Here is an 11,496-nt window from a genome sequence, read left to right on the forward strand (position 1 = left end):
ATTTAGCTGGTCCGCGTTGTGCCAAAAGCGGACACTTCCAAAACAGAATGGATAAATAAATGTCAAATAGCGCGTACAGAAGTCCACTCACAGTTTGACCCTGTCTGTGGTTTGCTTATAGTATTGTTCGGCTTTGAACGAATTCAGGTTCCGGCCTTATGCCTGTCAGTTGCCCCCAGGCAACACGCGGACAATACATATACACCAGCAATGGAGAATCTGATAACCGTTATGCGTATTACGCCACCCTGAGTTTTTCCTACCACCGTCGTACTGAGCGAGTCTCAGCACGCACTCAATTACATCCCGTCTGCGGATGTGCTTTATCGTACGTAAAATCGTTGCCCTCCAGGGCTGACTGTATCTAAAAACTGAGAAATTATTATGCTGCTGTCCTCGACACGTAGGGACTGGCTGGGTAACGTCCGTGGTGACGTTCTTGCTGGTATTGTTGTCGCGCTCGCGCTCATTCCAGAAGCGATCGCATTTTCCATTATTGCCGGTGTGGATCCCCAGGTAGGCCTCTACTCAGCGTTCTGTATCCCTCTCGTTACGGCCTTCTTTGGCGGGCGTTCGGCAATGATTTCGTCCTCCACGGGGGCAATGGCGCTGCTGATGGTGACTCTGGTGAAAGATCAAGGCCTGGAATATTTACTGGCCGCGTCCATTCTTACAGGGGTATTCCAACTGATAGCCGGCTATCTGAAGCTCGGCGGGCTGATGCGCTTTGTTTCACGCTCAGTGGTGACGGGATTCGTTAATGCGCTGGCAATACTGATATTCATGGCCCAGTTGCCAGAACTGACCAACGTAACCTGGCATGTCTATGCCATGACTGCAGCGGGCCTGGGGCTTATCTATCTCTTCCCCTATCTCAACAAAACCATTCCTTCACCTCTTGTCTGCATCGTGGTACTGACCGGCATTTCCGTGTTGCTGCAGCTTGATGTTCGGACCGTCGGGGACATGGGGAAACTTCCCGACAGCCTGCCGGTATTCCTGCTTCCTGACGTACCTTTAAATCTCCAGACGCTGCTCATCATCCTGCCTTATTCTGCCGGGCTTGCGGTGGTTGGCCTGCTTGAGTCGATGATGACCGCCACGATTGTGGATGACATGACCGACACGCCAAGTGACAAAAACCGGGAGTGCAAAGCTCAGGGTATCGCGAATATCTGCACATCCTTTATCGGAGGAATGGCAGGCTGCGCGATGATTGGGCAATCCGTTATCAACGTAAAATCTGGTGGACGTGGACGGCTTTCAACCCTCACGGCGGGCGTGGTTCTGCTTTGCCTGATTGTGTTCCTGCGCGACTGGGTATCTCAAATACCGATGGCGGCGCTGGTCGCAGTGATGATTATGGTTTCCATCGGAACATTCTCCTGGCGCTCTATTACAAACCTGCGTTCACACCCCCTTTCAACCAGCGTGGTCATGCTTGCCACCGTCCTGGTTGTGGTGGCAACACATAATCTGGCCTTCGGTGTACTGACCGGTGTACTGATTGCTTCGCTTAACTTTGCCACTAAAGTATCCCGGTTCATGCGTGTAACCTCAGTTCTGGAAGGGATGAGCCGGACGTATACCGTTACCGGCCAGGTATTCTTTGCATCAGCAGATCGCTTTACCAGCCACTTTGATTTCCGTGAAGCGATTGAGAATGTGGTGATAGACGTTTCACATGCCCATTTCTGGGACATCACTTCGGTTACAGCCCTGGACAAAGTGGTTATTAAGTTCCGCAGAGAGGGTACTGAGGTTGAGATTCGCGGGATGAATGATGCCACCCGCACCCTTGTTGATCGGTTTGGTATGCATGATAAACCCGAAGAAGTTGATAAATTAATGGGAGGTCATTAATGTCCGGAAGTCATGAAATGAACAACACCGTTGTTGCCTGTGTGGATGGTTCGTCATCAACACAGGCCGTCTGTAAATATTCGGCTTGGGCGGCCTCCACGCTGAAGGTCTCTCTGGCCCTGCTTCATGTACTGGAAAAAAGTAGCCAGCCTGTGGCTTCGGACCTGACAGGAACCATCGGCTTAGACAGTTGGGAACATTTTACAGAAGAGCTGGTTCACCTTGAGGGCGAACGTAACCGATTATTGATGGCGCAGGGTAAAGCCATTCTGAAAAATTGTTCTGAGCTGCTGGCAGAGACGGGGCTACAAGCACCACAACAATTGCAAAAACATGGCACGCTAGATGGGATTTTGGCTGAATTAGGGGAGGCGCGTCTTATGGTGCTGGGGCGTCGAGGGGCATCAAATCCGGTCGGAAGCCATCTTGAGAATGTTATTCGTCTGCAAAAAAATCCTGTCTTAATTGTACCCGAAACCTTCTCTGTTCCTTCACGTGTCATGTTCGCCTATGACGGAAGTGAAGCGGTAATCATCCCATTTTTAATGGACGTTAGAAGTAGAAGGTTGCGTTATTAAAGCCTGCTTGTATTTCGGTGGTATGCCACCAATTGCTTTGTTTGGTCGTTCATTGTTGTAAAACCAAAGCCATTCTGTCGCATGCTCTTGTACCTCGGCAATACTGCTGAATAAATATTGGTTGAGCCAGTCGTAGCGAACTGTACGGTTATACCGCTCCACATAGGCATTCTGCTGCGGGTTGCCAGGCTGGATAAACTTCAGCTCAACATCATGTTTTGCTGCCCACTCCGCCAGTAAAGCACTGATGTATTCAGGACCATTGTCACTGCGAATTTGTCTGGGCTTGCCGCGCCATTCAATCACTTGATTGAGAGTGCGGACAACACGCTCAGCTGGCAGCGAGAAGTCGACCTCAATCGCCAATCCTTCGCGGTTAAAATCATCAATGATATTAAGCAGTCTGAAGCTGCGGCCATCCTCGAGCTGGTCATGCATAAAGTCCATAGACCAGCACTGATTTATCGACTCCGGCACCACTAATGCATCAGGCACATCACGTTTTAAGCGCCTCTTCGGCTTGATCCGCAGATTAAGTTCCAGCTCACGGTAAATCCTAAGCACCCGTTTATGGTTCCAACCAAAGCGTTTCACATTGCGTAAAAAGTAAAAGCACATTCCAAAACCCCAGCTGCGGTGAGCCTCAGTTAACCGAAGCAGCCAGTCGGCGATTTGAGCATTCTCATCACTGAGTTTGGCCTGATAGCGGTAACAGGTTTCGCTCAGCCCAAATAGACCACATGCAAACTTGATGGTAATGGAATGGTTTTGCACCGCCTTTTGCGCCAACTCCCGTCGGCGCGACGGCTTTACCACTTTTTTTCGATAGCCTCTTTGAGGATTTCGGCTTTGAGCCGCTCTTCGGCATACATCTTTTTCAGTCGGGCATTTTCGGCTTCCAGCTCTTTCAGGCGCGCCATCATTGACGCATCCATCCCGCCAAACTTAGCTCGCCATTTGTAAAAGGTGGCTGAACTCATGCCATGCTCACGACACAGCTCAGGAACAGGTGCTCCAGCTTCGGCTTGTTTTAAAATCGCCAGAATTTGGCTGTCACTAAATTTTGATGTTTTCATATGCAGAATCTCCTGCGTTTATCGTACGAGAAAATTCTACTTTTAGCGTCTGTTAATTTACGGGATGATTACCAAGCGAGTCTGGAAAATTTGCGCCAATTATCCGTAAGTCCATTGTTTTTGAATCTGACATGCCATCTGGTGATGGTGAATGGAAGGTCAGAGTCGCTGGAGGTCGCTCAGTCTCTGCTGCAAAGAGCAGGCATAACCAGTCAGGCAAGTTTGCTAAAAGCCGATACTGTGGCTCATGCGCTGTGCCGCTACGCCGAGGAACACGGGATTGATCTTATGGTTATGGGAGCGTACGGACATTCACGGCTGCGCAAATTCTTTATCGGCAGCAACACAACAGAGATGCTATCTGATAGCCGTCAGCCCCTGCTAATGCTCAGATAAAACAGGCGGGCCCTGATTTCGGGGCTGCTTCTAGCTCACAGCAGCCCTTTAGCTCTGTGATCTTTTCCGCTTTGTGCCAGAGGCGGACGTTAGCTATACCGTGACATGATGATTTATTAGGAGCCGGTAGGGGGAGTTACCATTGCAGCACACTACCAGAGATTCTACGATTTAAAATTCCCTGCGCATGTAAACGATCATTAAGAGGTTACAGCGAAATGCAATAGCACGAATCTGGGGGGAATGGGGGCAAAAGGTATTGTGGGGGCATGTTTGGGGGCATAAAAAAGTCTGTATATGTCCCTATATAGCTATACAGTAGTTTCCGTAACCCATTGATAGTGCTCTAACCCCTTGATTCACAGAACACGCCAAAACCGATTAAATAAATAGGCATTAGCTATGCATCTTTAATTCTCTGCCGCATTAAGCCTATCAATGCAATTAAATCTATTATTTTTCAAAGTATTGCAAAATTTTCTCTATCCCATTCACCTGCCGTAGCAGGGTCTATGCTTATAAAAAGCGATACACAAAGGGGCGCAGGCGCAATACCCCCACGCGGCGCGGGTTGAAGTGATAATCATTATCACTAACATGGCGTTATTCCCTTTGTGGCTCCACTGATGAGGTAGACCTATGGAAGTGCATTCTGGAACCTTTGATCCCAACGATGTGACCTGGCGCGGTATCACGCTGACGCCTTCGGCAGCGGCGCATATTCGCGAACTGGTCAAACAGCAGCCGACGCTCCAGGGCGTGCGTTTGGGGGTTAAGCAAACCGGCTGTGCGGGCTTCGGCTACGTGCTGGACGCAGTCAGCGAGCCGGATCGTGACGATCTGTTGTTTGAGTACGAGGGCGCGAAGCTGTGGGTGCCTTTACGCGCAATGCCGTTTATTGACGGTACAGAGGTGGATTACGTGCGCGAAGGGCTGAATCAGCTGTTCAAATATCATAACCCCAAGGCGCAGAACGAATGCGGCTGTGGCGAAAGCTTCGGGGTATAGGCGGTACATAATGACGCGTAATACTGACGCAACTGACGATGTCCAGACCTGGGCCGGCGGCCCGCTGAACTATAAAGAAGGCTTTTTCACTCAGCTGCAAACCGACGAGCTGGCGAAGGGCATTAACGAAGACGTGGTTCGGGCGATCTCCGCCAGGCGCAACGAGCCGGAATGGATGCTGGCATTTCGCCTCAAGGCCTATCGTGCCTGGCTGGAAATGGAAGAGCCTCACTGGCTGAAGGCGCACTATGATGCGCTGAACTATCAGGACTACAGCTATTATTCCGCGCCGTCCTGCGGAAACTGCGACGATAGCTGCGCCTCTGAACCTGGCGCACAGCAGCAAACCGGGAGCAGCAGCTTTTTGACCGATGAGGTTGAAGCCGCGTTTAACCAGCTTGGCGTTCCGGTACGTGAAGGTAAAGAGGTGGCGGTAGACGCCATTTTTGATTCGGTGTCGGTGGCGACAACCTACCGGGAAAAACTCTCTGAACAAGGGATTATTTTTTGCTCGTTTGGTGAAGCGATTCATGACCATCCGGAGCTGGTCCAGCGTTACCTCGGTACGGTTGTTCCGGAAAATGACAACTTTTTTGCTGCGTTAAACGCGGCGGTGGCTTCAGACGGTACCTTTATTTATATCCCTAAGGGCGTCCGCTGCCCGATGGAGCTGTCGACCTATTTCCGTATCAACGCAGAAAAAACCGGCCAGTTTGAGCGCACGATTTTGATAGCCGACGAGGGCAGCTATGTGAGCTACATTGAGGGCTGCTCGGCGCCGGTGCGCGATAGCTATCAGCTGCATGCGGCGGTGGTAGAGGTGATCATTCATAAAGATGCCGAGGTGAAATACTCTACCGTGCAGAACTGGTTCCCCGGTGACAACAACAGCGGCGGGATCCTCAACTTCGTGACCAAGCGCGCGCTGTGCGAAGGTGAAAATAGCAAAATGTCGTGGACGCAGTCGGAAACGGGCTCGGCCATTACCTGGAAATACCCTAGCTGTATTTTGCGCGGCGATAACTCGGTGGGGGAATTTTTCTCCGTGGCGCTGACCAGCGGTCACCAGCAGGCTGATACCGGCACCAAGATGATCCACATCGGTAAAAACACAAAATCGACCATCATCTCGAAGGGGATTTCCGCCGGGCATAGCCAGAACAGCTATCGCGGGCTGGTGAAAATTATGCCGACGGCGACCAACGCCCGCAACTACACCCAGTGTGACTCGATGCTCATCGGCCCTGACTGCGGTGCACATACGTTTCCGTACGTGGAGTGTCGCAATAACAGCGCCCAGCTGGAGCACGAGGCGACCACTTCGCGTATTGGTGAAGACCAGCTGTTCTATTGTCTGCAACGCGGCATCAGCGAAGATGATGCCATCTCAATGATTGTTAACGGATTTTGTAAGGATGTTTTCTCGGAGCTGCCGCTGGAGTTCGCCGTGGAAGCGCAAAAACTGCTGGCTATCAGCCTTGAACACAGCGTCGGTTAAGCATTAAGGGAAACGATATGTTGAATATCAAAGATTTACAGGTCTCCGTTGAGGATAAAGAGATTCTGCGCGGCGTCAGCCTGAACGTCCGCCCGGGCGAAGTCCACGCCATTATGGGACCGAACGGGTCGGGGAAAAGTACGCTCTCTGCGACGCTGGCTGGCCGTGAAGACTATACGGTGACCGGAGGGGCTGTCACCTTTAAAGGCCATGACCTGTTAGCGCTGTCGCCGGAAGAGCGGGCCGGGGAAGGGATTTTTATGGCCTTCCAGTACCCGGTTGAAATTCCCGGCGTGAGCAACCAGTTTTTCCTGCAAACCGCGCTCAACGCGGTGCGCGCCCATCGTGGGCAAGAGCCGCTGGATCGCTTCGATTTTCAGGATTTGATGGAAGAGAAAATCGCCTTGCTGAAAATGCCGGCGGACCTGCTGACCCGGTCGGTGAACGTCGGGTTTTCTGGCGGTGAAAAAAAACGCAACGATATCTTGCAGATGGCTGTGCTGGAGCCTGAATTATGCATTCTTGATGAAACCGATTCCGGGCTGGATATCGATGCGCTGAAAATTGTCTCGGAAGGCGTTAACGCGCTGCGGGACGGCAAACGCAGCTTTATTATCGTCACTCACTACCAGCGTATCCTGGACTATATCAAGCCTGACGTGGTGCATGTGCTGTATCAGGGGCGGATCGTGAAATCGGGTGATTTTCGGCTTGTGAAACAGCTGGAGGAGCAGGGCTATGGCTGGCTTAGCGAACAATAGTAGCGCGCTGCAGCAGTGGCATGCGCTATTGCAGGCGCGCGGCGGACAGCCGTCGCCGCAGGCGCTGGCGCACCTGCAGCAGATCCATCAGCTTGGCCTGCCTACACGCAAGGATGAAGACTGGAAGTACACCGCGCTTGATAAGCTGCTCGCCAGCACCTTTGTCGCGCCCGCGCTGCCTGCATTGACCGCTCAACAGCGCGATGCTCACGCGGTAGCGCTGGCGGCGCATCGGCTGGTGTTCGTTGACGGTCAGTTTGATGCACGTCTCAGCGATGATCCTGGCGGTAGCGGGTTTGAGGTGACGGTGGATAATCAGCGCCAGTCGCTGCCGGATGCGGTTCATCCCGAGGCCTTCCTGCATCTGACGGAAAGTCTGGCCACCAGCGTGACGCGTATCCGCGTACGGCGTAATCAGCGTCCCGAAAAACCGCTGCTGCTGCTGCATCTGACGCGCGGCCTGGAAACGGGCGAGATGAATACGGCGCATTACCGCCACCATTTACAGCTAGAGGAAGGGGCCCAGGCGACGGTTATCGAGCACTATGTCAGCCTGAATGCGCTGCGCCACTTTACCGGCGCAAGGTTGACGATGGACGTGGCCGATAATGCCCAGCTACAGCATCTGAAGCTGGGGTTTGAAAACGATCAGAGCTACCACCTTTCCCATAACGATCTACGGCTAGGGCGAGACGCAGCCGCTTTCAGCCACAGCTTCCTGTTGGGCGCGGCGGTTGCCAGACACCACACCAGCAGCCAGCTGAATGGCGAAAACAGCACGTTGCGTTTGAATAGCCTGGCGATGCCGGTTAACGCTGAAGTGTGCGATTCCCGCACCTGGCTTGAACATAATCAGGGCTACTGTAACAGCCGGCAGCTGCATAAAACCATCGTCAATGATAAGGGGCGGGCGGTATTCAACGGTGTGATTACCGTGGCGCCGCACGCCGTTAAAACCGACGGCCAGATGACCAACAACAATCTGCTGCTGGGTCGGCTGGCAGAAGTCGACAGCAAACCGCAGCTCGAGATTTACGCTGACGATGTGAAATGCAGCCACGGTGCCACCGTCGGGCGAATCGACGACGAGCAGCTCTTTTATTTACGTTCACGCGGCGTGGCGCTGGAGGAAGCGAGGAACATCATCCTTTATGCGTTTGCCGCCGGGCTGACTGATGCCATTACCCTGGAGGCGCTGAAGCAGCACGTACTGGCGCGGATCGGGCTGCGTCTGGCAGGAGGTAAACAATGACTTTTTCCGTACAACAGGTGCGCGCCGATTTTCCGGTACTCTCCCGCGAAGTCAACGGCCAGCCGCTGGCGTATCTGGACTCCGCGGCCAGCGCGCAGAAACCCGAGCAGGTGATCCACGCGGAAGCGGCGTTTTATCGCAACGGCTACGCGGCGGTACACCGGGGCATTCACACGCTGAGCGCCGAAGCCACCCAGCGAATGGAAGAGGTGCGCCAGAAGGTCGCGCGTTTTCTTAATGCGGCCAGCGCCGAAGAGATCGTCTTTGTGCGCGGTACGACAGAAGCGATTAATCTGGTCGCCAACAGCTGGGGCAACCGTAACGTTCAGGCGGGCGATAATATCGTGATCACGGCGATGGAGCACCACGCCAATATTGTGCCGTGGCAAATGCTCTGTGCACGTGCGGGGGCACAGCTGCGGGTCATCCCGCTCAACGCCGATGGCACGTTGCAGATGGCGGCGGTCGAGGGGCTATTTGATGCGCGCACCCGCCTGCTGGCGGTGACCCAGGTGTCTAACGTGTTGGGGACCGAGAACCCGCTGTCGGAGCTGATTGCCATCGCGCATCGCCATAACGCGAAAGTGCTGGTGGACGGCGCGCAGGCGGTGATGCATCACCCGGTCGACGTACGGGCGCTGGGCTGCGACTTCTACGCCTTCTCTGGCCATAAACTCTACGGCCCCACGGGAATTGGCGCGCTGTATGTTACCGCCGACATCCTACAGACGATGCCGCCGTGGGAAGGCGGTGGGTCAATGATTGCCACCGTTAGCCTGACGGAAGGCACCACGTGGGCGAAAGCGCCATGGCGTTTCGAGGCCGGTACGCCGAATACCGGCGGCATTATCGGTCTGGGCGCCGCGCTGGATTATGTCAACGGCCTGGGGCTGACGCACGTTGCTGAATATGAACAGACGCTGATGCGCTACGCGCTGGACGCGCTGGCAGACGTGCCGGATCTGCATTTGTACGGGCCCGCCGAACGCCTGGGGGTCATCGCTTTTAATCTCGGCAAGCATCATGCCTACGACGTTGGCAGCTTTCTCGATAACTATGGGATTGCCGTACGCACCGGCCATCACTGCGCGATGCCGCTGATGGCGTTTTATCAGGTGCCCGCGATGTGCCGGGCGTCGTTGGCCATGTACAACACCGTTGAAGAGGTCGACCGCCTGGTGGCGGGCCTGCAGCGCATTCGCCGATTACTGGGGTAACAGGGAGCAACCATGGCGGCTTTACCGGACAAAGATAAACTGTTGCGCAACTTTAACCGCTGCGCCAACTGGGAAGAGAAGTATCTCTATATTATTGAGCTGGGCCAGCGTCTGGCGCCGCTCAGCCCCGAGCAGCACCGCCCGGAGAATATTATTCAGGGGTGCCAGAGCCAGGTGTGGATTGTGATGGGGCGTGACGATCGGGGTCGTATCACGCTGCAGGGCGACAGCGATGCGGCAATTGTTAAAGGCTTGATTGCCGTGGTGTTTATCCTCTACGATGGGATGACCGCTGCGGACGTACAGGCTTTTGATGTACGGCCCTGGTTTGAACAGATGGCGCTGGCGCAGCATCTGACGCCGTCACGATCTCAGGGGCTGGAGGCCATGATTCGCGCTATCCGCACGCAGGCGGCAAGTTTTAGCTAATATCAAATAGACAGCTTTCATTCTGTTACGAAAGGTGGGCGGGCAGCCCACCACGCTGGTGGTTCAGCTTTCTGGCATGTTGTCAGTGAATATGAATAAGGAATCCAGATATGAAGCGCGCGTCCCTCTTAACACTCGGCATTTTAGGCGCCCTCAGCGCGATCTCAAGCGCCTGGGCGGTTGACTACCCATTACCCCCTGCCAACAGTCGTTTAATCGGCCACAATCAAACCTACACGGTTCAGGAGGGGGATAAGAACCTACAGGCCATCGCCAGACGCTTTGATACGGCGGCGATGCTGATTCTTGAAGCCAACAATACCATCGCACCGGTTCCCCGTCCCGGCACCGTGGTGACGATTCCGTCGCAGATGCTGCTGCCGGACGTCCCGCGTGAAGGGATTGTCGTCAACCTCGCCGAGCTGCGCTTGTATTACTTCCCGCCGGGTGAACAGCAGGTCCAGGTCTATCCGATAGGCATCGGCCTGCAGGGGCTGGAAACGCCGGAAATGACGACTCGGGTCGGGCAGAAGATCCCGAACCCGACCTGGACGCCAACGCCGGGTATCCGCGCGCGTTCGCTGGAGCGCGGCGTGACGTTGCCCGCTGTCGTGCCTGCCGGGCCGCATAACCCGCTAGGGCTGTATGCGCTGCGTCTGGCGTACGGTAACGGTGAATACCTTATCCATGGTACCAACGCGCCGGATAGCGTCGGGCTGCGCGTCAGCTCGGGCTGTATTCGCATGAATGCGCCGGACATTAAGGCGCTGTTCGCCCAGGTGCGCAGCGGGACGCCGGTGCGGGTGATCAATGAGCCGGTGAAATATTCAGTGGAACCGAACGGCGCGCGCTATCTGGAAGTGCACCGCCCGCTGTCGCAGAACGCCGAGCAGGACACGCAAACGATGAAGATGACGCTGTCATCCGGCTTTAAAGCGTTTGCTGGTCACGGTAGCGTGGATGAAGCGCAGGTGAAGCGCGTGCTGTCTCGTCGTGCCGGATATCCGGTGGCGGTGTCTCAGGGCGCTGGGGCGGCTTCAGCTTCGGAGCCGGTCGTGTCAGCACAGAATGCGGACATGACATCAGGGAAGGTTACGCAGTAGGGCGGGGGATTTACAGGCAAAAAAAATGGCGCACAATGTGCGCCATTTTTATTACCAGAACTCTTACTTACGGTAAGAGTGAGCCTGGTTGTCCAGACGCTGGTTAGCACGAGCTGCGTCGTCTTTAGCAGCCTGAACGTCGGAACGCACTGCGTTCACGTCGTTGCTCAGCTGGTCAACTTTAGCGTTCAGAGTCTGAACGTCAGAAGACAGCTGATCGATTTTAGCATTGCTGGAGCAACCTGCCAGCAGAGTAGAACCCAGGATTACCGCGCCCAGTACCAGTTTAGTACGATTCATTATAAATACCCTCTA

Annotated in this window: 11 protein-coding genes and 1 pseudogene; 10 read left to right on the plus strand and 2 right to left on the minus strand. The window is 54.4% G+C overall.

Annotated features, from left to right (window positions below; all coding sequences use genetic code 11):
- Positions 1 to 384: 384 nt before the first annotated feature.
- Both H7R58_RS10265 and H7R58_RS10270 read left to right on the plus strand, forming a co-directional pair.
- Positions 385 to 1,863, plus strand: coding sequence for a SulP family inorganic anion transporter (locus tag H7R58_RS10265; RefSeq protein ID WP_106928923.1), 1,479 nt, complete (start codon positions 385 to 387; stop codon positions 1,861 to 1,863).
- A 17-nt stretch (positions 1,864 to 1,880) separates the two neighbouring features.
- Positions 1,881 to 2,387, plus strand: a pseudogene (locus tag H7R58_RS10270) (universal stress protein); the annotation flags it as partial.
- A gap of 18 nt (positions 2,388 to 2,405) precedes the next feature.
- On the opposite strand, the gene H7R58_RS10275 reads toward H7R58_RS10270, so the two are convergent.
- Positions 2,406 to 3,517 (minus strand): IS3 family transposase gene (locus tag H7R58_RS10275; protein ID WP_110198830.1). Its coding sequence is split into 2 segments (ribosomal slippage): positions 2,406 to 3,256 and positions 3,256 to 3,517, totalling 1,113 coding nucleotides; the frame shifts between segments, so codons are not numbered across the junction.
- Between H7R58_RS10275 and H7R58_RS10280 the strand changes: the two genes are divergently transcribed.
- The 8 genes from H7R58_RS10280 (at position 3,518) to ldtE (ending at position 11,181) form a co-directional block, all read left to right on the plus strand.
- A complete protein-coding gene (locus tag H7R58_RS10280; RefSeq protein WP_182934715.1) occupies positions 3,518 to 3,913 on the plus strand; it encodes a universal stress protein in 396 nt (131 codons plus the stop codon).
- A gap of 639 nt (positions 3,914 to 4,552) precedes the next feature.
- A complete protein-coding gene (gene sufA / locus H7R58_RS10285; protein WP_106928919.1) occupies positions 4,553 to 4,921 on the plus strand; it encodes a Fe-S cluster assembly scaffold SufA in 369 nt (122 codons plus the stop codon).
- Between the two features lie 10 nt (positions 4,922 to 4,931).
- Complete coding sequence (gene sufB / locus H7R58_RS10290; RefSeq protein WP_182929018.1) at positions 4,932 to 6,419, plus strand: Fe-S cluster assembly protein SufB; 1,488 nt, start codon at positions 4,932 to 4,934, stop codon at positions 6,417 to 6,419.
- Between the two features lie 17 nt (positions 6,420 to 6,436).
- Positions 6,437 to 7,180: a Fe-S cluster assembly ATPase SufC gene (sufC, locus tag H7R58_RS10295; protein ID WP_182929017.1), complete on the plus strand. Its 744-nt coding sequence runs from the start codon at positions 6,437 to 6,439 to the stop codon at positions 7,178 to 7,180.
- The gene (gene sufD, locus H7R58_RS10300) at positions 7,158 to 8,432 is read left to right on the plus strand and encodes a Fe-S cluster assembly protein SufD (RefSeq protein WP_182929016.1); all 1,275 of its coding nucleotides are present in this window, start codon (positions 7,158 to 7,160) and stop codon (positions 8,430 to 8,432) included. Before sufC ends, sufD begins: the two co-directional genes overlap by 23 nt.
- Positions 8,429 to 9,649 carry a cysteine desulfurase SufS gene (gene sufS, locus H7R58_RS10305; RefSeq protein ID WP_106928911.1) on the plus strand — a complete coding sequence of 407 codons (1,221 nt, stop codon included), beginning with the start codon at positions 8,429 to 8,431 and terminating at the stop codon, positions 9,647 to 9,649. Before sufD ends, sufS begins: the two co-directional genes overlap by 4 nt.
- A gap of 12 nt (positions 9,650 to 9,661) precedes the next feature.
- Positions 9,662 to 10,078, plus strand: coding sequence for a cysteine desulfuration protein SufE (gene sufE, locus H7R58_RS10310; protein ID WP_106928909.1), 417 nt, complete (start codon positions 9,662 to 9,664; stop codon positions 10,076 to 10,078).
- A 110-nt stretch (positions 10,079 to 10,188) separates the two neighbouring features.
- Positions 10,189 to 11,181 carry a L,D-transpeptidase LdtE gene (ldtE, locus tag H7R58_RS10315; RefSeq protein WP_106928907.1) on the plus strand — a complete coding sequence of 331 codons (993 nt, stop codon included), beginning with the start codon at positions 10,189 to 10,191 and terminating at the stop codon, positions 11,179 to 11,181.
- A gap of 63 nt (positions 11,182 to 11,244) precedes the next feature.
- Here the strand turns inward: ldtE and H7R58_RS10320 are convergent, their stop codons facing one another.
- Positions 11,245 to 11,481 carry a major outer membrane lipoprotein gene (locus tag H7R58_RS10320; protein ID WP_006118977.1) on the minus strand — a complete coding sequence of 79 codons (237 nt, stop codon included), beginning with the start codon at positions 11,479 to 11,481 and terminating at the stop codon, positions 11,245 to 11,247.
- Positions 11,482 to 11,496 lie beyond the last annotated feature (15 nt).

This window comes from Klebsiella sp. WP4-W18-ESBL-05, assembly GCF_014169075.1.
In the GTDB taxonomy this organism is placed as follows: Bacteria; Pseudomonadota; Gammaproteobacteria; order Enterobacterales; family Enterobacteriaceae; genus Kluyvera; species Kluyvera ascorbata_B.

Coding starts and splice junctions, on each gene's coding strand:
- H7R58_RS10265 (WP_106928923.1), top strand. CDS start 385: ATGCTGCTGTCCTCGACACGTAGGGACTGGCTGGGTAACGTCCGTGGT.
- H7R58_RS10280 (WP_182934715.1), top strand. CDS start 3,518: ATGCAGAATCTCCTGCGTTTATCGTACGAGAAAATTCTACTTTTAGCG.
- sufA (WP_106928919.1), top strand. CDS start 4,553: ATGGAAGTGCATTCTGGAACCTTTGATCCCAACGATGTGACCTGGCGC.
- sufB (WP_182929018.1), top strand. CDS start 4,932: ATGACGCGTAATACTGACGCAACTGACGATGTCCAGACCTGGGCCGGC.
- sufC (WP_182929017.1), top strand. CDS start 6,437: ATGTTGAATATCAAAGATTTACAGGTCTCCGTTGAGGATAAAGAGATT.
- sufD (WP_182929016.1), top strand. CDS start 7,158: ATGGCTGGCTTAGCGAACAATAGTAGCGCGCTGCAGCAGTGGCATGCG.
- sufS (WP_106928911.1), top strand. CDS start 8,429: ATGACTTTTTCCGTACAACAGGTGCGCGCCGATTTTCCGGTACTCTCC.
- sufE (WP_106928909.1), top strand. CDS start 9,662: ATGGCGGCTTTACCGGACAAAGATAAACTGTTGCGCAACTTTAACCGC.
- ldtE (WP_106928907.1), top strand. CDS start 10,189: ATGAAGCGCGCGTCCCTCTTAACACTCGGCATTTTAGGCGCCCTCAGC.
- H7R58_RS10320 (WP_006118977.1), bottom strand. CDS start 11,481: ATGAATCGTACTAAACTGGTACTGGGCGCGGTAATCCTGGGTTCTACT.